Annotated in this window: 20 protein-coding genes; 8 read left to right on the top strand and 12 right to left on the bottom strand. The window is 51.8% G+C overall.

Going from position 1 to position 25,065, the window contains the following annotated elements; genetic code table 11:
- Nucleotides 1-392: 392 nt before the first annotated feature.
- From pckA to aroA, 3 genes are all read right to left on the bottom strand, one after another.
- Nucleotides 393-1,985, bottom strand: coding sequence for a phosphoenolpyruvate carboxykinase (ATP) (pckA, locus tag EII41_RS09825; protein ID WP_124790447.1), 1,593 nt, complete (start codon nucleotides 1,983-1,985; stop codon nucleotides 393-395).
- Between the two features lie 261 nt (nucleotides 1,986-2,246).
- On the bottom strand, nucleotides 2,247-2,678 hold the full coding sequence (locus EII41_RS09820) for a phospholipase (RefSeq protein WP_124790446.1): 432 nt from the start codon (nucleotides 2,676-2,678) through the stop codon (nucleotides 2,247-2,249).
- A gap of 31 nt (nucleotides 2,679-2,709) precedes the next feature.
- On the bottom strand, nucleotides 2,710-3,945 hold the full coding sequence (gene aroA, locus EII41_RS09815; RefSeq protein ID WP_124790445.1) for a 3-phosphoshikimate 1-carboxyvinyltransferase: 1,236 nt from the start codon (nucleotides 3,943-3,945) through the stop codon (nucleotides 2,710-2,712).
- 226 nt (nucleotides 3,946-4,171) lie between these two features.
- Here aroA and EII41_RS09810 point away from each other — a divergent pair, with 226 nt between their 5' ends.
- Together EII41_RS09810 and EII41_RS09805 are read left to right on the top strand one after the other, a co-directional pair.
- Nucleotides 4,172-5,863, top strand: a complete 1,692-nt coding sequence (locus EII41_RS09810) for a tetratricopeptide repeat protein (RefSeq protein WP_124750480.1) — start codon at nucleotides 4,172-4,174, stop codon at nucleotides 5,861-5,863.
- Between the two features lie 75 nt (nucleotides 5,864-5,938).
- Nucleotides 5,939-6,517: a hypothetical protein gene (locus EII41_RS09805; protein WP_124750481.1), complete on the top strand. Its 579-nt coding sequence runs from the start codon at nucleotides 5,939-5,941 to the stop codon at nucleotides 6,515-6,517.
- Nucleotides 6,518-6,647: 130 nt separating this feature from the next.
- On the opposite strand, the gene EII41_RS09800 is transcribed toward EII41_RS09805, so the two are convergent.
- The gene (locus tag EII41_RS09800) at nucleotides 6,648-7,391 is read right to left on the bottom strand and encodes a DUF6261 family protein (RefSeq protein WP_124790444.1); all 744 of its coding nucleotides are present in this window, start codon (nucleotides 7,389-7,391) and stop codon (nucleotides 6,648-6,650) included.
- A 754-nt stretch (nucleotides 7,392-8,145) separates the two neighbouring features.
- Between EII41_RS09800 and EII41_RS09795 the strand changes: the two genes are divergently transcribed.
- From EII41_RS09795 to EII41_RS09785, 3 genes are all read left to right on the top strand, one after another.
- A complete protein-coding gene (locus EII41_RS09795; protein ID WP_124790450.1) occupies nucleotides 8,146-9,864 on the top strand; it encodes a DEAD/DEAH box helicase in 1,719 nt (572 codons plus the stop codon).
- 70 nt (nucleotides 9,865-9,934) lie between these two features.
- On the top strand, nucleotides 9,935-11,995 hold the full coding sequence (metG, locus tag EII41_RS09790) for a methionine--tRNA ligase (RefSeq protein ID WP_124790443.1): 2,061 nt from the start codon (nucleotides 9,935-9,937) through the stop codon (nucleotides 11,993-11,995).
- Nucleotides 11,995-13,125: a DegT/DnrJ/EryC1/StrS family aminotransferase gene (locus EII41_RS09785; protein WP_185711891.1), complete on the top strand. Its 1,131-nt coding sequence runs from the start codon at nucleotides 11,995-11,997 to the stop codon at nucleotides 13,123-13,125. Before metG ends, EII41_RS09785 begins: the two co-directional genes overlap by 1 nt.
- On the opposite strand, the gene tsaE is transcribed toward EII41_RS09785, so the two are convergent.
- The 7 genes from tsaE to EII41_RS09750 all read right to left on the bottom strand — a co-directional run bounded on the left by tsaE (nucleotide 13,122) and on the right by EII41_RS09750 (nucleotide 17,921).
- Nucleotides 13,122-13,544, bottom strand: a complete 423-nt coding sequence (gene tsaE / locus EII41_RS09780) for a tRNA (adenosine(37)-N6)-threonylcarbamoyltransferase complex ATPase subunit type 1 TsaE (protein ID WP_124790442.1) — start codon at nucleotides 13,542-13,544, stop codon at nucleotides 13,122-13,124. The two genes, EII41_RS09785 and tsaE, sit on opposite strands and share 4 nt — an antisense overlap.
- On the bottom strand, nucleotides 13,541-15,085 hold the full coding sequence (locus EII41_RS09775; RefSeq protein WP_124790441.1) for a bifunctional response regulator/alkaline phosphatase family protein: 1,545 nt from the start codon (nucleotides 15,083-15,085) through the stop codon (nucleotides 13,541-13,543). The genes tsaE and EII41_RS09775 overlap by 4 nt, the downstream gene beginning before the upstream one ends.
- 44 nt (nucleotides 15,086-15,129) lie before the next feature.
- Entirely contained in the window at nucleotides 15,130-15,618 is a 489-nt protein-coding gene (locus tag EII41_RS09770) for a DUF4252 domain-containing protein (RefSeq protein WP_124750488.1), read from the bottom strand.
- A gap of 1 nt (nucleotide 15,619) precedes the next feature.
- A complete protein-coding gene (locus tag EII41_RS09765) occupies nucleotides 15,620-16,138 on the bottom strand; it encodes a hypothetical protein (protein ID WP_124790440.1) in 519 nt (172 codons plus the stop codon).
- Nucleotides 16,139-16,141: 3 nt separating this feature from the next.
- The gene (locus EII41_RS09760; protein WP_124790439.1) at nucleotides 16,142-16,630 is read right to left on the bottom strand and encodes an RNA polymerase sigma factor; all 489 of its coding nucleotides are present in this window, start codon (nucleotides 16,628-16,630) and stop codon (nucleotides 16,142-16,144) included.
- Between the two features lie 12 nt (nucleotides 16,631-16,642).
- Nucleotides 16,643-17,119 (bottom strand): DUF4252 domain-containing protein, encoded by a 477-nt coding sequence (locus EII41_RS09755; protein ID WP_185711890.1) that lies wholly within the window; start codon nucleotides 17,117-17,119, stop codon nucleotides 16,643-16,645.
- A gap of 109 nt (nucleotides 17,120-17,228) precedes the next feature.
- Nucleotides 17,229-17,921 carry an NAD-dependent deacylase gene (locus EII41_RS09750; protein WP_124790437.1) on the bottom strand — a complete coding sequence of 231 codons (693 nt, stop codon included), beginning with the start codon at nucleotides 17,919-17,921 and terminating at the stop codon, nucleotides 17,229-17,231.
- Nucleotides 17,922-18,352: 431 nt separating this feature from the next.
- On the opposite strand from EII41_RS09750, the gene mutS reads away from it, so the two are divergent.
- Genes mutS through rnr form a run of 3 tightly spaced genes read left to right on the top strand, consistent with a single transcriptional unit; the run spans nucleotide 18,353 to nucleotide 24,109 of the window.
- Entirely contained in the window at nucleotides 18,353-20,938 is a 2,586-nt protein-coding gene (mutS, locus tag EII41_RS09745) for a DNA mismatch repair protein MutS (RefSeq protein WP_411292594.1), read from the top strand.
- Nucleotides 20,938-21,921, top strand: a complete 984-nt coding sequence (locus tag EII41_RS09740; RefSeq protein WP_411292592.1) for an SMP-30/gluconolactonase/LRE family protein — start codon at nucleotides 20,938-20,940, stop codon at nucleotides 21,919-21,921. Before mutS ends, EII41_RS09740 begins: the two co-directional genes overlap by 1 nt.
- Complete coding sequence (rnr, locus tag EII41_RS09735; RefSeq protein WP_124790435.1) at nucleotides 21,911-24,109, top strand: ribonuclease R; 2,199 nt, start codon at nucleotides 21,911-21,913, stop codon at nucleotides 24,107-24,109. Before EII41_RS09740 ends, rnr begins: the two co-directional genes overlap by 11 nt.
- A gap of 278 nt (nucleotides 24,110-24,387) precedes the next feature.
- Here the strand turns inward: rnr and EII41_RS09730 are convergent, their stop codons facing one another.
- Nucleotides 24,388-24,960 (bottom strand): DUF3109 family protein, encoded by a 573-nt coding sequence (locus tag EII41_RS09730; protein ID WP_124790434.1) that lies wholly within the window; start codon nucleotides 24,958-24,960, stop codon nucleotides 24,388-24,390.
- Between the last annotated feature and the right edge of the window lie 105 nt (nucleotides 24,961-25,065).

Genomic DNA, 25,065 nt, shown 5'->3' with positions numbered 1-25,065 from the left:
AACAATAGAGGTGCGATTACCAAAGAATAAGAAGACCATTAGGAAAACTATGATCATGAACAGGCACAAAAAAAATCGCTAAATTATTTGATGAGAATTTTTGGGTGACACGATGACGAAGTCAGGACAGGCTTGCCCTTTTTTATTTGACCGGAGATTACTGTAGAATGTAGGCAGGTTTGAATGTTTAAACGAAAAACATTCGAACAACTAAACGTCTGAAAAACTAACTTGTGTTTCTCGTGTATCGTTTGTGTCCCTTGTGATTATAAAATAACGAGTTACAACGGACGAATCACGAATGCCGCAATCCGACTGCCGACCGCTAAAAAGAAAGGGTGCTCTTTTGCAAGAACACCCTCTTTTTATACTCCTTCAGGCAGACGGACGAATTAGTCCAGTTGCGGTCCCGAAGGGATCAATGCCTTGGCGGCATCGTTGTCGCAGTACTGCTCGAAGTTCTTGATGTACATCGCGGCCAGTTTCTTGGCTTTGGCTTCCCACTCGGCGGCGTCGGCATAGGTCGTGCGCGGGTCGAGGATGTCGGATACCTTTTCCAGTTTGGCCGGAATGGTGAGGTTCATAATCGGAATGTGTTTCTTTTCCGCTTTCTCGATCGAACCGTCGATGATGGCGTCGATGATGGCGCGGGTATCCTTCAGCGAAATCCGTTTTCCGGTACCGTTCCATCCCGTGTTCACCAGGTATGCTTTGGCGTTGTGCTTGTTCATCTTTTCCACCAGACGTTTGGCGTACATCGTGGGGTGAAGCGTGAGGAAAGCTTCGCCGAAGGCGGGCGAGAAGGAAGGTTGCGGTTCGGTGATGCCGCGCTCGGTTCCGGCCAGCTTCGAGGTGAATCCGCAGAGGAAGTGATACTGTGCCTGATTGTCGTCGAGGATCGATACCGGAGGCAATACGCCGAAGGCGTCGGCCGAGAGGTAGATGATCTTGTCGGCATGTCCGGCACGCGAAGGCAACACGATCTTGTTGATGTGGTAGATGGGGTAGGACACACGGGTATTTTCGGTAGTCGAGCCGTCGGCGTAGTCGATGTTGCCCTGGTCGTCGACCGTTACGTTTTCGAGCAGTGCGTCGCGACGGATAGCGCGCCAGATGTCCGGTTCATTTTCTTCGCTCAGGTTGATCACCTTCGCGTAGCAACCGCCTTCGTAGTTGAACACGCCGTGGTCGTCCCAGCCGTGCTCGTCGTCGCCGATGAGGTAGCGTTTCGGGTCGGCCGAGAGGGTGGTTTTACCCGTTCCGGAGAGTCCGAAGAATACGGCTACGTCGCCCTCCTTGCCCACGTTTGCCGAGCAGTGCATCGAAGCGATGCCGCGCAGCGGCAGGTAGTAGTTCATCAGCGAGAAGATACCTTTCTTCATTTCGCCGCCGTACCAGGTACCGCCGATCACCTGCATCTTTTCGGTCAGGTCGAAGAGGGTGAAGTTTTCGGAGTTCAGTCCGTGCTCCTGCCATTTATCGTTGGTAGTTTTGGAACCGTTCAAGCAAACGAAATCGGGTTCGCCGTAGTGCGCCAGCTCGTAGTGCGAAGGACGGATGAACATGTTGGTTACGAAGTGAGCCTGCCAAGCTACTTCAACGATAAAACGCACTTTCATGCGGGTGTCTTCGTTCGTTCCGCAGAAGGTATCCACCACGTAGAGTTTTTTCGCTTTCGAGAGCTGTTCAACCACGCGGCTTTTGCAGTAATTGAACGCTTCCTTCGTACACGGACGGTTGATGGTGCCGTCCCACCAGAGGGTATCTTTGGTAACGTCGTCTTTTACAAAATATTTGTCTTTAGGCGAACGGCCGGTGAATTTACCGGTGTAAACAGCGGTGGCGCCGCTTTTGGTGAGTTTTGCCTTTTCGAATCCTTCGTTGGCCGGATTCATCTCATCCTGATACAATACTTCGTACGACGGATTGTGTACAATTTCGAAATTGCCCTTGATGCCGTACTTGCTTAAATCTAAATTTGCCATGTTGCGTTTAAGAATTAATTGATTAAATATTATATAATGTTCTTTGTCTCTTTGTTCTGCGTTTTATTTTGTCTCTTTGCTTTGTTCTTTGTCGGGAATGATAACCTTTTCCTTATTCAGGTTACAAAAATACGATATTTTTCGGAATAGACGATTCAATTAAAGAAATTTTTCTCTATTTCTGATTTGTTTTTGAAGTCGCAGATTGATTTTGCCGTATTCGTCTGGCAGATAGCCGCTCTTTCGGAGGTTGGCCTTATGTTATTTTCTTCGTTCGCCTACGATCAGGAAGGTTTCGTCTTTGACCGCGTCGGGGAGGAAGATGCCGCGCAACTGAAGGCTGCGTACCCAGCCGGCGACCTCCTCTTCACACAATGTGTAGAGGACTTCGCGAAACTCTTCGACAGCGTTATCGGAGTATGCGTCCGACGGTGTACCGCGATAGGCATCCAGCTCTTCATCGTCATAATACTCGACAGCCCGGCTGACAGCCGCCAGCAAGCTGTCCCGTTCACACAGCTCATGCTGCCCGCAACATCCTGAGGAGGCAGCGGCATCGGCCGACGGCTCATCCTCGTCAAGGCTCTCAATCTCGCCGCGCTCATACCTGCGACGTCGCATATATTTTTCCCATCGTCCCAGTCCTGCGGCAACCAATCCCAGCACGACGATACTTAACAGAATATACCACATAATCACCATTTCATTTATTTTATCTATCCGGTTAAGAGGTTATTTGAAATCCCGCGGTCTGAAGATCGTCCCAAAAGCGGGGATAGCTTTTCGACACGACTTCGGGGTTCGCGATCCGAATCCCTTCTTCGCGGCACAACGCGACCGGAGCAAAGGCCATCGCCATCCGATGGTCGTCGTAAGTGGCGATGACCGGTTCCGGCTCGGCTTGGCACCGGCTGCCATCCCATTCAAGGATCTTCCCGTCATGTTCTGTGAGCACGACACCGAGTTTGCCCAGTTCCGTCTGTAACGCTTTCAACCGGTCGGTCTCTTTGATCCTCAAACTCTGTAATCCACTCAACCGGAAAGGTATACGCAGTATGGCGCAAGTCACGGCGAGCGTTTGAGCCATATCGGGGATACGTACGCAATCATAATCGAAGCGGCTCGGCAGGGAGACGGCTCGTCGAGTAAGCCTGACACGCTCTTCGGAGGTAAAGTCGGTGTGTACGCCGAACGACCGGAAGAGCAACGCGATGGCCGAATCGCCCTGCAAACTGTCGGGGAGCAACCCTATCAGCTCGATCTCGACCGGCGTCTGCGACAGGGCCGCTATTTCGTACCAGTAGGAGGCGGCGCTCCAGTCGGATTCGACCGTAAACGGTATGGGACGAACCGTCTGCGGACGGACGGTAAAGGTCTGCCCTTCTTCTTCGACGGCGACACCGAATTGTCGCATGAGCGCGACCGTCAAGCGGAGATACGGTTCGGAGATCAGGGTGCCCGTCAGGTGCAGACGTATTCCGCGCGTCGTGGCGGGAGCTATCATCAGCAGGGCGGAGACGTATTGAGAGCTGACACCTCCGTCGAGGGTTACTTCTCCTCCGTTTAAGTCTCTGCCGGTAATCCTCAGCGGCGGATAGCCCTCTTTTTCCAGATAATCGATCTTCGCGCCGAGCATACGCAGGGCATCGACCAGCACGCGGATAGGTCGGTTACGCATTCGATCCGTTCCGGTGAGCGTCCGCCGGCCGGGTCGGGAAGCGAAGTAGGCCGTGAGGAAGCGCATGGCAGTGCCGGCGGCTCGAAGGTCTACGGTTTCGCAGTCGGTACGTAGCGCATCGAGCATCACAGCCGTATCGTCACTGTCGGAGAGATTGTACAGCGGCTGCGGAGCGGGAGATAAAGCATTGAGTATCGCCACGCGATTGCTGATGCTTTTGGAAGCCGGCAAAGAGATAGCCGCACAGATGTTATTGTTGGGAGCTTTGACTGTTACATCCATAATCGACCGCAAAATTACACAATTCTTCGTAACGATATCGAGGGCTAAGCAGGTGTTGGGTCAATAGCTGGTTTAATTTGTGTTAAATCGGCACTTTTGAGCATCTAAAGAATGTGAATTCCGAGAATTTATCTTAGTTTTGCAGTCCGTATTCAGGACGCATGGGAAAGACGTGACGAAGCTATTGGAAGACATATAAACAAATATAAATTAAACAACACGCATCATGAACAAAAAGATTTTTCTGCCATTCCTTGCAATGGCCGTAATTTTTGCACTGGCTTCCTGTTCGGGGAAGTTAAAGCCGTTATCAACCGATTATATCAAAGCTGATCCTCAGCCGTTGGAGGTAGTAGGTGGCCAGGTACCTGTGACCATCAACATTGCCTATCCGGCTAAGTGGTTCAACAAAAACGCGGTGGTAACAATCACGCCGGTACTGCGCTATGCCACGGGCGAGACCTGGGGTACGGCTTATACCTATCAGGGAGAAAAGGTAAGAGCCAATAACCCGACGATACCCTACGGCACGGGAGGGAATGTGACCATGAAATCGTCGTTCAAATACAAACCGGAGATGAAAAAGTCGGCGCTGTATCTGACGTTCGATGCCAAGATTAAAAATAAGGTCGTGCGTCTGCCGGACATCAAGATCGCCGACGGAGTCGTAGCCACTTCGGCGCTTGCCAACGCCGCGACGGCTAATCCGGCGGTTGGAGCAGACAAGTTCCAACGTGTCATTAAAGAGGCTTACAACGCGAACATCCTGTTCCTGATTCAGCAAGCGGAACTTCGTTCCAACGAGTTGAAGAAAAACGAGCTGAGCGACTGGAAGAACCGCATCAAGAGCGCCAATGACGCTCCGAACCAGAATGTATCGGTCGAAGTATCCGCTTACGCGTCGCCCGACGGTGGTTTGGAACTGAACGAAACGTTGGCCGAGAAGCGCGAGGCTAACACGACACGCTACGTGAAAGGGGAATTGAAAAAACAGAAGATCGATATCCCCGTCGACGCGAATTACACGGCTCAGGACTGGGAAGGTTTCAAAGAACTGGTATCGAAATCGAACTTGCAGGACAAGGATTTGGTGCTCCGCGTACTGTCGATGTACAAAGACCCGGAAGAACGTGAGCGCGAAATCAAGAACATTTCGTCCGTATTCAAATCGCTGGCCGACGAGATTCTGCCGCAGCTGCGCCGCTCGCGTCTGACGGCCAATATCGAAATCATCGGTAAGTCGGACGAAGAAATCAGCCGTCTGGCTCAGACGAATCCCAAAGCCCTCAACGTAGAAGAGCTGCTGTATGCCGCTACACTGACGGACAACGACACGGACAAGGAAGCCATCTACATGAAAGCCAGTCAGCAGTTCCCGGACGATTATCGTACATGGAACAACATCGGGATGCAACGCTTCTACGCGGGCGACCTGAAGAAGGCAGAAGAGATGTTCAACAAATCGAACAGCGTGAAACCGAACAGCGAAGCGAACATCAACCTCGGTCTCATCGCCCTCACGAGAGGAGATAAGGAAAAAGCTCAGCAACTGATCGGTGGAGCTTCGGACGTAGCCGAATTAGGCGAAGCACTGGGTATCCTTTATCTTGAACAAGGCGACTACGCGAAGGCTGTCAGCTCGTTCGGCGCGGCAAAGACGAACAATGCCGCTTTGGCTCAGATCATGACGAAGGACTACAGCAAGGCGTCGCAGACACTCAACGCAGTGACGCGCCCGGATGCCGTAACGGATTATTTGAAGGCCGTCGTAGCCGCGCGCACAAACGACGCGGACGGCGTGGTTAATCATCTGAAAGCCGCGATCGGTAAAAAACAGTCGCTGGCTAAGGAGGCAGCCAACGATCTCGAATTCGCGAAATACGCGACGAACTCGGCCTTTATCAACGTAATTCGATAATCGTTTTGTTTTTATACCCAAAGGGCGGCGAAATCTTGAAAAAGGATTTTACCGCCCTTTATTATTCCAAATCGTATGAAAAAGTACTTTTTATGGATCTGTGCACTCTGCATGATCACGGCCTGCAACCAAAAAACGGGCCAGGCAGGGCAGAAGAACGCCGCCGAGCAGGATTCGACGAGCTTGTCTGACGAAGGGATACGTTCTTTATACGCCGACTGGAAAGTCATCGACCGAAAAGATTACACCATCCGCTATCCGAAAGACTGGATGCAGAAGACCGATGTGGAAGGAACGGAGTTTTTCATCTATTCTCCGCAAACAGACTCCGACGATCAGTTTCGCGAAAACATCTCGCTCGTCACCGAAAGTCTGAAAGGTACGGGATACGACCTCGACCAGTATGTCAAGGCCGCCCTGAAGATGCTTCGTGAAAACATCATTGAGAGCAAGCGCATCCAACGCGCCGGACGCGACTGTCAAATGGTTGTCTACACCCAAGATTTTCCGGGTAAGTTCACGACCAAAAACGAATTATACATCTGGGTAAAAAACGGGAAAGCATACATGCTTGCGTTCAGCTACGTAATCGAGAGCGATAACCCCGCGCAATCGGTCGGCAGGGAAATTCTCCGTACTTTCGTGCTCAAATAGCCGCGGGCTACCCGATACCATCATGGGCGAACTGCAACTTCGTGCAATTCGCCCATTTTTACACTCCGAGAGCATCTACCCTCGCCAATCGGTTACTTCCCGAAGAAGCGTACCGTACTTCTTCGTCTCGTTATTCGTCGCCTTTCGTCTTTTGCGCCTGACTCTGCTTGTAAGCCGCTTTTTGTTCGGCGATGAATAGATTGATCCGGTCTATCAATGCTCCGATTTCTTCTTTGCGCTGCGCGTCGGGCGTAAGCAGGTACGAAGCAAACACCCGATCGGTTACCGCATGATAGATCTCGTCCGTCTGCGGGCGAACGCTTGAGAGTCCCTCTACCATTTCGGCCGCCTTCTGGCTCGTCAGTCCGCTTCTGATCTCCTGATATCTCCGGTTCGACTTCTCCAGAAGCTCCACCGTATTGTCAAGCCCCAAGATCGTGATGCGCGCCGCGTTTTCAGGCTTCTTCAGGTCGAGCATCAGCCCTTCCGTCTGAGCCGTCTGACGGTCACGCGCCTGCCGCTGCAAATTTTTGTACGGTCTGATGATGATCATTAATTCTTCGCCTGCGGCTTTCTGGGTATCAAACGGCGAGGAGGTCGCGTTACGGATGGCGCCGAAGAGGAACGTCGTCAGACTGTCGCGCTCGGCATCAATTTGGATCAGGCGCGCCGTATCGACATGAGCGCGCGCTTGATTGTTGAGTTCCGTCTCAAGGACGATACAACGTTTCCACTCGTCCGACAATGTCAACGGTACATTCACCTTGTCGAATCCATACTGTCCAATCATTTCATACGTCTGCATGTGAAAATGGACGTGCCGGGCATTCGTAAATCGAGTCATTCCGGCTACTGCGAATCTTTTTCTTTTCATAAGCGATCCTATTTAAAGAACTTTGTTTTGAACAAAGTTCGGTTATTTCTTTTTCTCTGCCGCTCAAGGTTTTTTTAAGGGCTTACATTACGCGCCGATTATAAAAAGCGATGCTTTCGGGAGTTTACGTGATTGTCCGCTCCGAAAAGCAACGATTTTAAGAGCTAACACTGCTTGCCAAGCCTCAAAAGCGATAATTTTAGGGGCCAACGCGTTTGTTTGCTCCCAAAAGAGCTGCTTTTTAGGGCTAACATCGCTTGTCGGGCATTAAAAGAGCCGCATTTCGGGATTTTCATGGCCGTTTGCCCCGAAATGAGGCGATTTTAACAACGCGCACTACCTGTCAGCCCTAAAAAGCAACGATTTTAAAAGCTCGCGCGATAGTTTGCTCTAAAAGCGCCCGTATTTGAGGATTTTCTCAGCATTTACCTTATCCGTCGCCGATATCGTTTAAAGCGTTTTTCATGTCTGGATCCCGACAATCGCCTTTTCGGGCAATCCGATGCTTCGCTCCGACGGATTCCGGCGCCGCGTTCCGGAGGTACGCTTACCGCAGAGAAACAGCGCCATACATCATACGCCAACAAAGATAATGAAAAAAGATGAAATTCGATACTTTCAGGAAGAAAAAAAACGTTTCTACCCCGATATTCCGAATTAATCCGTACCTTTGCGGCCTTATCAATAAAGAAATCAGTTGAAAACATTTGAAGAATTAGGGATTGCCTCACCTATTTTGAAGGCGATCCGCGAGATGGGCTACGAAGTCCCCATGCCGGTACAAGAGGAAGTGATTCCTTTTCTGCTGGGAGAAGATAACGACGTCATCGCATTGGCACAGACCGGTACGGGAAAAACCGCGGCCTACGGTCTGCCCGTGCTGCAAAAAACAGACATACATAAACAAACACCGCAGGCTCTCATCCTCTGTCCTACCCGCGAACTGTGTCTGCAAATCGCCGGCGACCTGAGCGACTACTCCAAATACATCGACGCGCTCAAGGTTCTGCCCGTTTACGGCGGATCAAGCATCGACAGTCAGATCAAAGCCCTCAAAAAAGGAGTGCACGTTGTCGTGGCTACGCCCGGACGCTTGCTCGACCTGATGAACCGGCGCACGGTTAACCTGCAAGAAATTAAGCACGTCATCCTCGACGAGGCCGACGAGATGCTCAACATGGGGTTCTCCGAAAGCATCAACGCTATTTTGGCCGAAGTACCCGAGGGGCGTAACATGCTCCTCTTCTCGGCCACCATGCCGCAGGAGATTGCACGGATCACGAAAGAATACATGCGCGACCCGAAAGAAATCATCATCGGACGCAAAAACGAGGGGAATCAAAACATCCGCCACCTTTATTATATGGTGCATGCCAAAGACAAATACCTCGCGCTTAAACGGCTCGTCGACTTCTATCCCAACATCTACGGGATCGTATTCTGCCGCACCCGCAAAGAAACGCAGGAAATCGCCGACAAACTTATTCAGGACGGCTACAATGCCGACTCGCTCCATGGCGAACTGAGTCAGGCACAACGCGATTACGTCATGCAAAAGTTCCGCATCCGCAACTTGCAGTTGCTTGTGGCCACCGACGTAGCCGCGCGGGGTCTCGATGTAGACAATCTCACCCACGTGATTCATTACGGCCTGCCCGACGATGTGGAATCATACACGCATCGCAGCGGACGTACCGCACGCGCCGGAAAAACGGGTATCTCGATCTCGATCTGCCACGTCCGCGAGAAAAGTAAAATACGACAGATAGAGAAAATCGTCAACAAACAATTCGAAAAAGGCACGCTGCCCTCAGGCGATGCCATCTGCGAAAAACAACTCTTCTACTTCATCGACCAGCTCGAAAAAGTGAAAGTAAACGAAGAAGAAATTGCCTCGCTCATGCCCTCCGTGTTCCGCAAGCTCGAATGGCTCGAAAAGGAAGATATCATCAAACGCCTGATATCGCTCGAATTTAACCGGATGATCGATTATTACCGCGATGCCGGAGAGATTGAAGACGTAGACGAACCCTCGGCTCGCGGCAAAAAAGAGTCCGAACACTCGAGTCGCCGCGCCCAGAAAGCCGAGAACGGTTTCAAACGCCTTACGTTGAACTTCGGAAAGGCCGACGGCCTCTTCCCGGCCCAAGTCATCGAACTCATCAACCGATGCGTGCCCGGCCGCAAGGTCGAGATCGGCCGTATTGATTTGCGCGAGAAGGTTTCCTATTTCGAGGTTGACAAAGGCGAAGCACAACGAGTAGTCGACAGCATGAATCAGTACGAAGTCGACGGGCGTTCTATCTTCGTGAAGATGGACCGCGGCGACGATTCCGCGAACGCAGGGAAAGGCCGGCGAAAAGAGCGGAAAACCGAGCAACCCGACGGCCGAGGCGGTGCATCACGCCGTCCGGGACGCGAAAAGCCATGGCGACAAACGTCCTCACGCCGTAAGAACCGCGGACGGTCGTAAATTTCCGACCTGTCTCTTCCTCATCTTCGTTCTTTTTTAACTACCTTTGCGTCCCGAAAGTAAGAAAAAGATGGAAACAAAGCATTTCAAAAGAACATTGGTGACTACGGCGCTCCCCTATGCCAACGGACCGGTACACATCGGCCACATGGCAGGCGTATATCTTCCTGCCGACATCTATACGCGTTATCTCCGCCTCAAAGGCGAGAACGTGCTCATGATCGGAGGTTCCGACGAACATGGCGTACCCATTACGCTGCGCGCCAAGAAGGAAGGCGTCACGCCGCAAGACATTGTGGACCGCTATCACAGCCTGATCCGGAAAACGTTTGCGGACTTCGGCATATCGTTCGATGTCTACTCGCGAACCACTTCCGATACGCATCGCAAGATGGCTTCCGACTTCTTCCGGACTCTCTATGAGAATAACGTTTTCATCGAAAAAGAAAGCGAACAATACTACGACGAGGAAGCCGGACAGTTCCTCGCCGACCGCTACATTACCGGCACCTGCCCGCATTGCTCCAACGAACATGCCTACGGCGACCAGTGCGAGAGTTGCGGTACCTCGCTCAACCCGACCGACCTGAAGAATCCGAAGTCGATGATCAGCGGCCATCCGCCCGTGATGCGAAAAACGAAGCACTGGTATTTGCCGCTCGACCGCTTCGAGCCTTTCCTCCGTCAATGGATCCTCGAAGACCACAAAGAGTGGAAATCGAACGTGTACGGACAGTGCAAGAGCTGGCTCGACATGGGTCTGCAACCGCGCGCCGTCAGCCGCGACCTCGATTGGGGAATTCCCGTACCCGTCGAAGGCGCCGAAGGAAAAGTATTATACGTATGGTTCGATGCTCCGATCGGATACATCAGCAATACGAAGGAACTGTGCGACTCCGACCCGCAAAAATACGGCCAATGGGAAACGTGGTGGAAAGACAGCCAGACAAAGATGGTACATTTCATAGGCAAAGACAATATCGTCTTCCATTGCATTGTCTTCCCGACCATGCTCAAGGCCGAAGGCTCGTTCATCCTGCCCGAAAACGTACCCGCCAACGAATTTCTCAATCTCGAAAACGATAAAATCTCGACCTCCCGCAACTGGGCGGTCTGGCTGCACGAATATTTGGAAGAAATGCCCGGCAAACAGGACGTCCTGCGCTATGTCCTGACGGCTAACGCTCCTGAAACGAAAGATAATGACTTTACGTGGAAAGATTTTCAGGCACGCAACAACAACGAGTTGGTTGCTATTCTGGGCAACTTTGTCAATCGAGCCCTCGTCTTAACGGAGAAATACTTCGGCGGAAAAGTGCCGGCCTGTGGCGAACTGACCGACTACGACCGCGAAACGCTGCGCGAGTTTGCCGATGTAAAAGCAACCGTCGAACGATTGCTCGATACATACCATTTCCGCGACGCACAACGCGAGGCGATGAATCTGGCACGCATCGGCAACAAATATCTGGCCGATACCGAGCCGTGGAAGCTCGCCGCGACGGATATGAAACGCGTCGAGACAATCATCCATATCGCGCTCCAAATCACGGCGAACCTCTCCATCGTTTTCGAACCTTTCTTACCCTTCAGCATGGAGAAGCTGAACCGAATGCTGAACATCGACCGTTTCGATTGGGAACGCTTAGGCTCGGTCGATCTCCTCGAAGCCGGTCATCAGCTCGGCAAGTCCGCATTGCTGTTCGAGAAGCTCGAAGATGCCGTCATCGACCGGCAGATACAGAAACTGCTCGATACGAAGAAGGCTAACGAAGCAGCCGAGCGCCGTGCCGCACCGATACGCGAAACCATCGCGTTCGACGACTTTACCAAACTCGACATCCGCGTAGGCACAGTGCTGGAATGTACCAAAGTACCGAAAGCGGACAAGCTCCTGCAATTCAAAATCGACGACGGATTGGGCGGGCGCACCATCGTATCGGGTATCGCCAAGCATTATAAGCCCGAAGAGCTTGTCGGCAAACAGGTATGCTTTATCGCCAACCTTGCCCCGAGGCAGCTCAAAGGCATCACCTCCGAAGGAATGATTCTCTCGGCCGAGAACGCCGACGGAAGCCTGTCCGTCGTGATGCCCCAGAAAGCAGTTGAACCCGGAAGCGAAGTGAAGTGATGGATATACAAATGGTCGACCTGAAAAGCCAGTATCGGCGGCTCGAAGCAGAAATCGACGAAGCCGTAAAAGAGGTACTGAACGCCACGGCCTTTATCAACGGGCCTCAGGTGCGGACGTTTTGCGGACATTTGGCCGATTACCTGCAAGTGCCTTACGTAATCCCGTGCGGGAATGGAACGGACGCGCTCCGTTTGGCCTTACAGGCATGGGATGTACAGGCCGGAGACGAAGTTATCCTCCCTGCGTTCACCTACATTGCGGCCGCCGAGATGATCGCCTCCTTAGGCATCACGCCGATCCTCGTCGATGTGTGCCCCGACAGCTTCAACCTGAACGTGGAACGACTCGAACAAGCCATTACGCGACAAACGAAGGCTATAATCGTCGTTCATCTCTTCGGACAGGCCTGCGACATGGAGCCGGTGATGAAGCTCGCCGCGAAATACAAAATCGGCGTGATCGAAGACAATGCTCAATCGCTCGGCGCCGACTATACTTTCTCCGACGGAACGGTAAAGAAAGCCGGCACGATCGGACACATCGGTACGACGTCCTTCTTCCCGACCAAACCGCTGGCGTGCTACGGCGACGGAGGAGCCGTCATCACCTCCGACGAACGATTGGCGGAACGCGTCCGGATGCTCGCCAATCATGGCCAAAGTCAGAAGTATCATCATCACATCGTCGGCTGTAACTCGCGCCTCGACACGTTGCAGGCGGCTGTCTTAGACGTCAAGTTGCGCCATCTGAAGAGCTTTACGGAAGCTCGTCAGAAGGCCGCACAATATTACGACAAGGAATTGAGTTCGCTATCCGGTATTTGCATCCCGGCGAAGTCGCCTTTCTCGACGCACGTCTATCATCAATATACGCTGCAAGTGAAGAATGGACGGCGAGACATCTTGCAGGCCTTCCTGAAAGAAAAAGGCATCCCTTCGATGGTGTATTACCCGATGGCTGTGCAAGAGCAGGAAGCGTATAAATGGATTGCGCGTGCCTCCGGCGATATGACGGAGGCCATACGGCTAAGTCGCGAGGTATTGTCGCTGCCGATGCATACGGAGCTGACGGAAGACACGCAGGCTTACATCGTCGAGCAGATTCGCGAGTTCTTTCAAGTGGTTTAGTAAACGACGGTGCGTGTGCCGTCTTCCTGCTCGGTAAGAGTCACGCAGACGGTATCGTCGGGCAGAAGCGGTTCGATCTTCTCGGGCCATTCGATGAAGCACCACGCCCCACTGTCGAAATAATCCTCCGTTCCGATGTCGAGCGCCTCACCGATCTCGTTGATACGGTAAAAATCGAAATGATAGATCAACCGTTCCGATGTGGGAATGGCATACTCGTTGATAATGGCAAAGGTCGGGCTGTTGATCACGTCTTTTACCCCAAGCTCTTCGCAGACGGCCTTGATGAATGTCGTTTTTCCGGCGCCCATCTTTCCGTAGAAGGCAAAGACAGCGCGGCGGCCTGTCTCCATATCGCCGATAAATTCTCTCGCCGCCTCACGGATGGCGCTCAGGTCTGTTATATGAAGCGTTTTCATTTGGGTTGCATCGTTATGAAAGGAATCATCATCTCTTCCATCGAAATGCCTCCGTGCTGGAACGTATTCCGATAGTAAGGAACATAATAATTATAGTTATTCGGATAAGCGAAAAAGGACTCGTTTGTCGCGAAGATATACCTCGTACTCAGATGAGGAGAAGGAAGCCCGGCCTTGGCGGGATCTTTGATCTCGAAAACATACTTAGAATCGCAGGACATGTTCTTGCCGAGCTTATACCGCAAGTTCGTACTTGTATTTTTATCACCGGTAATTCTAATCGGCGAGTCGACCTGAATCGTTCCGTGATCGGTCGTAACAATCACTTTATATCCTTTATCCGCCAGTTTCTTGAACAAGTCGAGCGTGGTAGAATGCTGGAACCACGAGCGTGTCAGGCTGCGGTATGCGGCTTCGGTCTGTGCCAGCTCACGAATCATCTTGCTCTCGGTACGGGCGTGCGAAAGCATATCGACGAAGTTAATCACAATCACATTGAGTTGGTTGTGCATAAGTTCATTCAGGTTGTTCAGCAACTTCTCTCCGAAATGCGAATCATATACTTTGTGATACGAGAACGAATATTTTTTGCGGAACCGCTCGATCTGCGTGCGGATCAGCGGCTCTTCGTTGATGTTTTTCCCTTCTTCGCTCTCTTCGTCGACCCAAAGTTCGGGAAACATCTCCTCAATCTGTGCCGGCATCAGTCCAGAGAAGATCGCGTTCCGCGCATATTGTGTGGCAGTCGGCAAGATGCTGTAATACATCTCTTCATCGACGGTGAAGAAGCTCGAGAGCAGATTCTTCACCACCCGCCACTGATCGAACCGGAAGTTATCGATCAGGATAAAAAAGACTTTTTCTTCTTGGTCCAATAACGGAAATACTTTCTTCTTAAACAAGTCCGGGCTCATCAGCGGACGCTGGTCGGGATAACGTATCCAATCCAGATAGTTCTTTTTGATGAACTTACCGAAAGCATTGTTGGCCTCTCGCTTCTGCATGATCAACATGTCCTGCATCTGCACCTGATTCTCTTCCAGCTCCAGCTCCCAGTAGACAATCTTCTTATAGACTTCCATCCAATCGTCGGCCGTCAAGGAATCACCGATCTGCATCCCGATACGTCCGAACTCCTGCTGATAACTAACCGTTGTGGCCGAGGTGATGATATCGTCTTTATGCAGATTCTTCTTGATCGAAAGAAACAGTTGATTCGGGTTGACCGGCTTGATCAGATAGTCGGCGATCTTATTCCCGATAGCTTGATTCATAATACTTTCTTCTTCGCTCTTGGTGACCATCACGACCGGTACTGTCGGAGCGATCTCTTTGATGGTGGAGAGCGTTTCGAGCCCCGTCAGACCGGGCATGTTCTCGTCTAAAAAAATAATGTCGAAGGTCTGCTCCCTGCAGCAGTCAATGGCATCCTGCCCGCTGATGACAGGCGTAACCTCATAGCCTTTCTCTTCGAGGAAGAGAATATGAGGCTTCAGCAGATCGATTTCGTCGTCTGCCCAAAGTATTTTATCTTTTCTCATATTTCCGGAATCATGTTGTAGACTGAACGTAGTCCGGCCTTATTTTATTGTACATGCGAGGTGATGTTCTGCACATCTTTCAGCGTGAAGCTTCCTGCGATCTGAATAATGACAAAATCATCTTCATCGTTGACAAGCATAATCAGTTCGTTAATCAACTCTCCTCGCTTCTTGATGTTAAACGTCACGCGCGACTTGCCGTCTTTGATTCGCATCAGTTCCTCATAGTTGCGATCTTTGGCAATCATCGCGCTGAAGTCGGCATACATCTTCTCTTTCAGCCCGCTCTTATCCGAAGTTAGAACCGTCAGGTTGTCGATCTTATCGACAATACCGGTTATATCGACCCGATCGATTTTGGCGTTGGAGCTTTTCTTCAAGCTCCCCCCCATCATTTTAAACATCGCTTTCGAGATGTTGATGACGGTCACATCGTCCTGATCGGCGTATTTGTCGAACAGGCTATGCCGTTGAGCCGAAGCCCACCCGCTGCACACAATGCACACAATTAACAGTAGGTATTTCGTTTTCATCTCATTTCAAATTTAATTTTTCAAGTACTTCATTCGTCTTGTCCATATTCTTTCGCGCCTTCTCGAAAGGAGACATCCCTTTGTTCAGGTGCATCGAGACAAGCGCCAAGGCTTCCGTCGCAACAAGCTCCGCTTCGTGCGGATCGGTAAACGTATCGGCCGTAACAGGCACGGATTGTCGATGCTCTCCGATAAAGAACAAGGCCACGCAGAGCAATGCGGCGGCCGCCACACTCCCGATCGCAACGTAAAGTCTCCTAATCTTGCTCGGTTGCTTTCTCGAACGATGTGAGGTCTCGATATGTCGGTCGAGCGCCTGTTCGAGTCGGTCGGAGAGACCTTCCGGCAGTGTGAGGTGATCGGGATCGTAGAGAGCGCGGAAGATATCGCGGTCGGCCTGCCATCGTTCAGGCAGGTCTGCCTCGTCGAAGAATGCTTTCAGTCGCGCCTCTTCCTCACGCGTTGTCGTGCCCGCGTAAAAAGCGTCCAACAATTCTTTTATGTCTTTTCGGTCTCCCATCGTTCAATTCGTTATTTTCATTCTTAATGTATTTCGTGCCCGCGAAAGCAACACCCGTACATTGGCGGAAGTCTCACCCATGATGCGCTCGATCTCTTCCAATGAACAGTCGGCGTATCCTCGCAGTTCAAGCACGCGACGTTGTTTTTCCGGCAGTCTTTGCATCAACATCCTGACCCTTCCCAGCATCTCTTTCTGCTCTAATACTTCGCCGGGCGTCTGATCATCTATGATAAGAGCGTCTTCTACCGTGCTCTTCTGTGCCGACTTCGGCGATCGGAGCAGATCAAGGCAGAGGCGTTTTACCATCGTGATACAGAAAGCTTCCGGATGACCGACCGCGTGCAACTGCTCACGGCTGTCCCAAAGTTTACAGTACGCGTCCTGCAACACATCGGCCGCATCATCTTCATTCTTCAAGATAGCGAACGCAACTCGGTACAGCCTTGGATGCAAGGAGAAGTAGCGCTGTTTAAAGCTCTCTGCCGTCATCGTATGCGAAGCTTATTGATGCTCCTTTATCAGACTTTCGATATCTTCCGGTTTGATGTTTCCTTTGATCTGTACGAGCGCCGGATCGCTTCCACCGGTTATAACGACAAGCTCACGAATTCGATCTTCTTTGATCTTGACCAACACTTTCGTACGTTCTCCATCCTGACTCGTTGAGACAAGCGTCTCATACGTGTCGTCTTTTAACGATCGGATCACTTCGTTCAGGCGATCTTTTACCTCCTGACTGCACTCACCGAACGAATAGACTTTCACGCCCGTCACTCCTCTCGTATCGGCAAATGAACGCGCAAACGCCATCACCATTCCCCCGACGCCCACTCGCACGGTTCCTTTCTCATTCGCAAAATCGCGAAATAACTGTTCTACCGGACTGTTCGTGTGCTCGACAATTTCTTTCTTTCCTTTCGACAAGCAGCCCTGACACATAAGGACTACCGACAACATGATTAAAACATTCTTTCTCATTGTTCTTCTTTTTAAGTTCATTGCAAAGGCAGAACGCTTCCTTCGGCCGATCGGAAAACTGCCTCGTCATAGAGAAGACGGAGCAGCGCATATTTTGTTACAACTTTTTTTACCGCATCGTCTTCAACCGTTCGGTCAGTTGCTTTACACCTTCCGAAGCGCCGCACCGGATAAATTCGATATCGCTGCGATACGCTTTCACTTCTTTCGGATCAATCAGGAAGATAGGCTGTCCCTTACGGACATAGTTTAATAATCCGGCCGCAGGATAGACGTTGAGCGAGGTGCCGATCACGACGAAAATATCAGAATCCTCGACGTATCGGATCGCCTCTTCGATTTTCGGCACGGGCTCACCGAACCAGACGATAAAGGGACGCAGCTGTCCGCCGTCGGGTGCTTTGTCTCCGACATGCAGATCGGGCTGCTCGGGTGAAATATCATACGGACAATCGAGGTTCTTGACCGAACAGGACTTCATCAACTCTCCATGCAGGTGAATGACATGAGTACTGCCTGCCTGTTCGTGCAGGTTATCGACGTTCTGCGTAATGATATGCACCTCGAAATCTTTTTCCAAGTCAGCCAGACCACGATGTCCGGCGTTCGGTTGAGTGCTTAGCAATTCGCGCCGGCGATGATTGTAGAAGTCGAGTACCAACTGCGGATTCTTCATGAATCCTTCGGGCGTAGCCACGTCTTCAATCCGATAATTTTCCCATAATCCGTTCGAGTCGCGAAACGTGGAGATTCCGCTTTCGGCACTCATTCCGGCTCCTGTAAGAATAACGATTTTTTTCATGACGATTGCGTTTTAAATGAGACATAACGTTTTTCAGACTTCGAAGGTACGTCTTTTTGATCAGAAATCACAGAAAAGTATCGAGCAATTCGTTCTGAACAGCTGGAAGAAGGATGAAAGGAGAATGAATACGCGCTACGATCAATCTTTCGGAAGTTCAGTTTTCAGCAGCCATTGCGTCTCTACGCCATGTGTTACGCATAACAATATTAAACTTGTGAAACTTGTAAAAGACTTGTGCAACTTGTGGTATCTGAACGTTGATTACTGATAGCTGACTCCCAATCACCCCTGTCGTAACAGTTAAATACTAAGCCTACTAACAAAATTAAACATGAAAATGAGGGCTTGCCGGCAAAATTTGCGTTATCTTTGTTCAAACAAAATAAACGTAACAACCGATTGTGTCTAAAATAGTCGAAACCCCATTGATGAAGCAATACTTCGACATCAAGTCGAAGCACCCTGATGCGATCCTACTGTTTCGTGTCGGCGACTTCTACGAGATGTACGGCGAAGATGCCGTGGTCGGCGCAGATATCCTCGGCATCGTACAGACAAAGCGTGCCAACGGCGCGGCGCAGCACGTCGAGATGGCCGGCTTTCCGCATCATGCGCTCGACACGTACCTGCCTAAGCTCGTACGCGCCGGACGCCGAGTGGCTATCTGCGATCAGCTGGAAGACCCGAAGTTAGCGAAGAAGCTCGTCAAACGCGGCGTCACGGAACTTGTTACGCCCGGCGTGTCGATTAACGACAACGTCTTAGACCATCGCGAAAATAACTTCCTTGCCGCGGTGCATTTCGGGAAAAGCCTCTGCGGCATTGCGTTTCTGGATATCTCGACCGGCGAGTTTCTGACGGCCGAAGGAACGACCGAAACGATCGATAAACTGCTGACGAACTTCGCTCCGAAGGAAGTGCTTGTCAGACGTGGCCTGCGCAGTCGTTTCGGCGAGGCATTCGGATCGCACTACTGTCTTTTTGAGCAGGACGACTGGGTCTTCACCTCTTCGACCGCCGACGAACGCTTGCTCAAACATTTCGAGATTACGAGTCTGAAGGGTTACGGCGTGGCCGATTTGTCGCAGGGGATTATTGCGGCAGGAGCCATTCTCATTTACCTCGATCAGACGAAACATACGCAGGTTTCTCATATCAGCACGTTATCGCGCATCGAGGAAGACCGGTATGTGCGGCTCGATAAGTTTACCGTTCACAGCCTTGAGCTGGTGCAGACGATGAACGAAGGGGGCATCTCGCTGCTCGACATCCTCGACCGCACCACCTCGCCCATGGGCGCACGCCTGCTCAGGCGCTGGCTGCTCTTTCCGCTGAAAGACCTCGACGCCATCCGCCGCCGGCAAGATACGGTCGAATACTTCTTCCGTCATCCGGACGACAAAGACGAGCTGTGCCGGTTGCTCGGCGAAATCGGCGACTTGGAACGGATCATCTCGAAAGTGGCTGTCGGGCGTGTCTCGCCGCGCGAGGTCGTGCAACTGAAAACGGCCTTGCAGGCTATCGCTCCGATACGGGAGATCTGCCTTAACTGCAACGAGCCGTCGTTGCAGGCATTCGGCGAGCAGTTAGACCCGTGCGCCACGATCAGCGAGCGCATCGCGAAAGAAATATGCAATGAGCCGCCGGCGCTCGTCAACAAAGGAGGCGTCATCGCGCATGGCGTAAACAGCGAGCTGGATGAGTTGCGCCAACTTTCCTATTCCGGGAAAGACTACCTGATGAGGGTGCAACAACGCGAAAGCGAGCGTACCGGCATCCCCAGCCTGAAGATCGCATTCAACAACGTGTTCGGCTATTACATCGAGGTGCGCAACACGCACAAAGACAAGGTCCCGCCCGAATGGATCCGGAAGCAGACGTTAGTCAATGCGGAGCGTTACATCACCGAAGAACTGAAGGAATACGAAGAAAAAATCCTCGGCGCCGAGGAGAAGATCCTCTCGCTCGAGATGCAGCTCTTCAGTGAACTCGTGGCCGAACTGACGAAGTATATCCGTCCCATTCAGCAGGATGCTCACATCATTGCCCGGCTCGACTGCCTGATCTCGTTCGCGCGGACGGCACAGAGTAACCGGTACATACGTCCGGTAGTCGACGATTCGGACGTGATCGACATCAAAGGCGGGCGTCACCCCGTCATCGAGCAACAGCTCCCGACGGGCGAACCGTATGTGGCCAACGACGTGTATTTGGATAAGAAACAGCAGCAAATTCTGATCATCACCGGACCGAATATGGCCGGTAAATCGGCGTTGCTGCGGCAAACGGCGCTGATCACGCTGATGGCGCAAATCGGCAGCTTCGTCTCGGCCGACAGCGTACGGATCGGGCGCGTAGATAAGATATTTACCCGCGTCGGGGCGTCGGATAACATCTCGGTAGGCGAATCGACGTTTATGGTCGAGATGAACGAGGCGGCCAATATCCTCAACAATCTTTCGCCTCGCAGCCTCGTGCTCTTCGATGAGCTGGGACGCGGAACGAGCACCTACGACGGCATCTCCATCGCGTGGGCGATCGTCGAGTATATCCATGAACAGCCTCAGGCGGCCGCGCGGACGCTCTTCGCCACGCATTACCACGAGCTGAACGAAATGGAACGCTCTTTCAAACGTATCCGGAATTTCAACGTATCGGTCAAGGAATCGGGTAAAAAGGTCATCTTCCTGCGTAAACTGACGCCGGGCGGCAGCGAACACAGCTTCGGAATCCACGTCGCGAAGATGGCGGGCATGCCGAAAAGCATCGTCAAACGCTCGAATGAAATACTGAAACAGATGGAGGCGGATAACAGCCAGAACGGAGCCTCAACGAAGCCTGTTCGAGGGCTTGCTTCGGGCGGTGAAGGGTATCAGTTGAACTTTTTCCAGCTCGACGATCCGGTGCTCAGTCAGGTGCGCGACGAAATAAAAAATTTAGATGTAAACAATTTAACGCCTTTGGAAGCGTTGAATAAGTTAAGCGAAATCAAACGAATCATTCAGGTGAAATAATGCGTGGCTTCGGAAAGATAGGACTTTTGCTCTGTGCCGTCATACTGATGGGGGTGGCGGTATCGTGCTCGCAGGTTGAGCATATCAATGCCGAAGTCGTGTACCAGACCGAAGCCCAATTAGGCGAAGGCGCGATTTGGCATCCCGACCGGCAGTCGCTGTTCTGGGTTGATATCGAAGGTAAAACGCTGTATGAGTTTTTGCCGCAGAAGAAGAAATGCCGCTCATGGAAGTTCGACCGGAAGGTCACCACGGTGGTTCCCGAAAGTGAGGAGACGATGGTCGTAGCACTTGAGAACAGCATCGTTCGTCTGAATCTGAAAAGCAAGGCTAAGGAAGAAATTGCCCCGATCGAAACGAGAGGCGGCAGCTTACGTTGCAACGACGGCAAATGCTCGCCCAACGGATGGCTGTGGGTCGGTACGATGAGCCACGACGGCGAAAAAGGAAAAGCGACCCTGTACTGTGTCCGTCCCAACGGGAGAGTCGACGCGATGGTGAAAGGAGTGAGCATCTCGAACGGTATCGTCTGGTCGAGAAACAGGAAATACATTTATTATAACGATACGCCGACAGGTAAAATCAAACGTTACCGTTACGACGCGCGCTCGGGCGACATCATTGCCAACGGTATCGCTGTCAACATCCCGCAGGGTAGCGGGATGCCCGACGGAATGGCCATCGACCGGAACGATAACCTTTGGGTGGCGCAATGGGGAGGTTTCGGCGTCTATTGCTACAATGCCTACACCGGCGAATTGATCATGAAAGTGGAAGTGCCCGCGCCCAACGTGACTTCCTGTACATTCGGCGGTGAAAACATGGACACGCTGTACATTACCACAGCCCGCGAAGGGCTGACCGATGAAGAACTGGCCGCCTATCCTCTGAGCGGCTGCATATTTGCCTGCAAACCGGGAGCCATCGGTGTGCGTCCGAATTATTTTGGGCAGGAGTTAAAGAAAGAAGACAATGAAAATTAGAAAAAAGAAAGACCTGACGGCTGCAAAGCCGAATCGAAAAAACGACAAGAAACAAAAGAAGACTTCGCGCAGCAAACGAATGAAAAAAGAAGCCATCGTACAGGCTGTCCTGAACACCTTTCAGCTGAACCCGAAGGCGGTTTACAACTATAAGCAAATCAGTAAATCCATCGGCATCGAAGCACAGGTGCAGAAACTCTACGTCTCCGATCTGCTTTACGACCTCACCTACGACGGTATTTTGGCCGAGGTAGAGCCGGGACGTTTCCGCCTCAACAGCCTCGGCACCGTTGCCGTCGGCATCTTCCAGCGACGGAGCAACGGCCGCAACGCGTTTCTGCCCGAAGACGGCGGCGAACCGATCCGCGTGGCCGAACGCAACTCGCACCATGCGATGGACGGCGACAAGGTGCGTGTGCAGCTTTTTGCGCGGCGCAGAGGCGCCGAGCCGGAGGCCGAAGTGATGGAGGTGCTCGAAAACAAGAAAAGTACCTTCGTCGGACGATTGCAAATTGCCAAGGATTACGCGTTCTTAGTAACGGAAGACAAGACCCTCTCGAACGATATCTTTATCCCGCGTGAGCATTTGCACGGCGGACGGAACAACGACAAGGCCGTGGTACGTATTATCGAGTGGCCCGAAGGCGCTAAGAATCCGCTGGGAGAAGTCATTGATATTCTAGGTAAAGCCGGTGATAACGATACGGAGATGCACGCTATTCTGGCCGAGTTCGGCCTGCCCTACACGTATCCGGAAAAGGTGGAAGAAGCGGCGAACCGCATTCCCACCGAGATCACCGATGAAGACCGTGCCGGACGCGAAGATTTCCGCGATGTCGTCACCTTCACTATCGACCCGAAAGATGCGAAGGACTTCGACGATGCGCTGTCGTTGCGTAAGCTGGAGAACGGTCATTGGGAAGTCGGCGTACATATTGCCGACGTGACGCACTATGTGAAGCCCGGCAGTGTCATCGACAAAGAAGCTTACGAACGTGCGACGTCCGTTTATCTCGTCGACCGCACGATTCCGATGCTGCCCGAGTCGCTCTGTAATAACCTTTGCTCGCTTCGTCCTAACGAAGAAAAACTGACTTTTTCCGTCATCCTCGAGATGAACGACGAGGCCGAGATTTTGGCTTCGCGCATCGGACGTACGATCATCGAAAGCAACCGCCGCTTTACGTACGAAGAAGCTCAGAGCATCATCGAAACGGGGCAGGGCGATTACAAAGACGAGATCCTGACCCTCCATCATCTCGCGCAGCAGTTGCGCAAGACTCGCTTTGAGAGCGGCTCCATTGACTTCGATCGCTACGAAGTGAAGTTCGAGATCGATGAAAAAGGCAAGCCGCTCAGCGTTTACTTTAAAGAGTCGAAGGAGGCGAATAAACTCATCGAAGAGTTTATGTTGATGGCGAACCGCGTGGTGGCCGAGTCGATCGGCAAACTACCCAAGGGGAAGACGAAGAAAACGTTTGTCTACCGTATTCACGAACAGCCTGATCCCGAGAAGATGAAGAGCTTTGCCGAGTTTATCCGCCGTTTCGGTTACAAACTGAAAGCCGACGGGAGCAAGAGCGAACTGACGAAAGGCATCAATAACCTGCTCGATAAAGCGCAAGGGAAGCCCGAAGAGAACCTGATCGAGACGCTGGCTATCCGCTCCATGCAAAAAGCCCGTTACTCGACCGAGAACATCGGTCATTATGGACTGGCGTTCCCCTACTATTCGCATTTCACGTCGCCCATCCGGCGATACCCCGATATGATAGCGCATCGTCTGCTCGAACGCTACGCTACGGGTGGAAGAAGCGTGAAGAAAGACCGCTACGAGGAGTTTTGCGACCATTGTTCGCAGATGGAGCAGATCGCCGCCAACGCCGAACGGGCCTCCATCAAATACAAGCAGGTAGAGTTTATGAGCGATAAGATCGGTCGGGTCTACGACGGCGTAATCTCAGGCGTAACGGAGTGGGGGTTGTATGTCGAACTGAACGAAAACAAATGCGAAGGGCTGGTGCCCATCCGCGATCTGGACGATGATTTCTACGCGTTCGACGAAGAGAACTATGCGTTAGTCGGCCGGAGACGCAAACGCACATACCGTCTTGGCGATCCGCTGACGGTCAAAATCGCACAGGCCAACCTCGAACGCAAACAGCTCGACTTCGTGATAGCGGAGTAACCCCTTCGGGCGTTGAGTTGTTTAGGTGTTGATTCGTTTAGTTGTTTGATTGTTTATGAATGTAGAGGCGAACACACATTTATTAATTGTCAATGGTTAATTGTCATTCCGGGTACACGGTGTAGAGACGCAATGAATTGCGCTTCTACAGTGCGTACCGTGTTCATTTGCGTCCATTTGCGAAATTCGTGTTCGGACCTCGTAATTCGTAATTTGTCATTCGTAATTTTAATAAGCGTTCAGCATTCAGCCATCATCAGTCCAAACGACTCAACGCTTCAACTTTTCTCCAACGCTTTGGCACAAGCGTCGAGGGCTTCGTACCATTCGTTTCCGAAACAGCGGATCAGTGGTTCACGGAGGAAGCGATAAACAGGCATGCGCTTGTGTTCGCCAAGCACTTCGGCCGCGCGACAGATTTTCCAGCGGTGGTAGTTGACGGCGCGGAAATGTTTGTGCTGTGTGATACGTACGGGGTAGAGGTGGCAGGAGATCGGTTTCATGAAGTTGATACGTCCTTCGCGATACGCTTTTTCGATGGCGCATTTGCACGTGCCCTCCGCGTCGTAATACGTGAAGACGCAATCTTTGCCGTCGACGATCGACGTGACCATGTCGTTGTCCGCGTCGATACACGCGACTCCCTGACGGTTGATGACTTCTCGTGCCTCCGGCGAGAGATCGTTCCATACTTCGGGCAGAATCCGGCGGAGGATGTCGAACTCTTCCTTTTCGAGCGGTGCGCCCGCGTCGCCTTCGACGCAGCATTCGCCTTTGCATTTGGCAAGGTCGCAGAAGAATGAGCGTTCAATCAGGTCGAGGCTGACCAATGTATCGTCGATTTGTATCATCGGATAATTCGATAAAGGGTATGTTCACAGGCAGGTCTTCCGGCCGGCCCGATGCCACACACCCTTTTTTCTGTTTCTACGTTGAGATTCGTTTACGAGGTCTGT

The organism is Tannerella forsythia (assembly GCF_003860135.1).
In the GTDB taxonomy this organism is placed as follows: Bacteria; Bacteroidota; Bacteroidia; order Bacteroidales; family Tannerellaceae; genus Tannerella; species Tannerella forsythia_A.
This window is presented reverse-complemented; position numbering and strand designations above follow the sequence as displayed.

Bases quoted from the DNA above. Each gene is read 5' to 3' on its own strand.
- pckA (WP_124790447.1), bottom strand. From the start codon at position 1,985: ATGGCAAATTTAGATTTAAGCAAGTACGGCATCAAGGGCAATTTCGAA.
- EII41_RS09820 (WP_124790446.1), bottom strand. From the start codon at position 2,678: ATGTGGTATATTCTGTTAAGTATCGTCGTGCTGGGATTGGTTGCCGCA.
- aroA (WP_124790445.1), bottom strand. From the start codon at position 3,945: ATGGATGTAACAGTCAAAGCTCCCAACAATAACATCTGTGCGGCTATC.
- EII41_RS09810 (WP_124750480.1), top strand. From the start codon at position 4,172: ATGAACAAAAAGATTTTTCTGCCATTCCTTGCAATGGCCGTAATTTTT.
- EII41_RS09805 (WP_124750481.1), top strand. From the start codon at position 5,939: ATGAAAAAGTACTTTTTATGGATCTGTGCACTCTGCATGATCACGGCC.
- EII41_RS09800 (WP_124790444.1), bottom strand. From the start codon at position 7,391: ATGAAAAGAAAAAGATTCGCAGTAGCCGGAATGACTCGATTTACGAAT.
- EII41_RS09795 (WP_124790450.1), top strand. From the start codon at position 8,146: ATGGGCTACGAAGTCCCCATGCCGGTACAAGAGGAAGTGATTCCTTTT.
- metG (WP_124790443.1), top strand. From the start codon at position 9,935: ATGGAAACAAAGCATTTCAAAAGAACATTGGTGACTACGGCGCTCCCC.
- EII41_RS09785 (WP_185711891.1), top strand. From the start codon at position 11,995: ATGGATATACAAATGGTCGACCTGAAAAGCCAGTATCGGCGGCTCGAA.
- tsaE (WP_124790442.1), bottom strand. From the start codon at position 13,544: ATGAAAACGCTTCATATAACAGACCTGAGCGCCATCCGTGAGGCGGCG.
- EII41_RS09775 (WP_124790441.1), bottom strand. From the start codon at position 15,085: ATGAGAAAAGATAAAATACTTTGGGCAGACGACGAAATCGATCTGCTG.
- EII41_RS09770 (WP_124750488.1), bottom strand. From the start codon at position 15,618: ATGAAAACGAAATACCTACTGTTAATTGTGTGCATTGTGTGCAGCGGG.
- EII41_RS09765 (WP_124790440.1), bottom strand. From the start codon at position 16,138: ATGGGAGACCGAAAAGACATAAAAGAATTGTTGGACGCTTTTTACGCG.
- EII41_RS09760 (WP_124790439.1), bottom strand. From the start codon at position 16,630: ATGACGGCAGAGAGCTTTAAACAGCGCTACTTCTCCTTGCATCCAAGG.
- EII41_RS09755 (WP_185711890.1), bottom strand. From the start codon at position 17,119: ATGAGAAAGAATGTTTTAATCATGTTGTCGGTAGTCCTTATGTGTCAG.
- EII41_RS09750 (WP_124790437.1), bottom strand. From the start codon at position 17,921: ATGAAAAAAATCGTTATTCTTACAGGAGCCGGAATGAGTGCCGAAAGC.
- mutS (WP_411292594.1), top strand. From the start codon at position 18,353: ATGAAGCAATACTTCGACATCAAGTCGAAGCACCCTGATGCGATCCTA.
- EII41_RS09740 (WP_411292592.1), top strand. From the start codon at position 20,938: ATGCGTGGCTTCGGAAAGATAGGACTTTTGCTCTGTGCCGTCATACTG.
- rnr (WP_124790435.1), top strand. From the start codon at position 21,911: ATGAAAATTAGAAAAAAGAAAGACCTGACGGCTGCAAAGCCGAATCGA.
- EII41_RS09730 (WP_124790434.1), bottom strand. From the start codon at position 24,960: ATGATACAAATCGACGATACATTGGTCAGCCTCGACCTGATTGAACGC.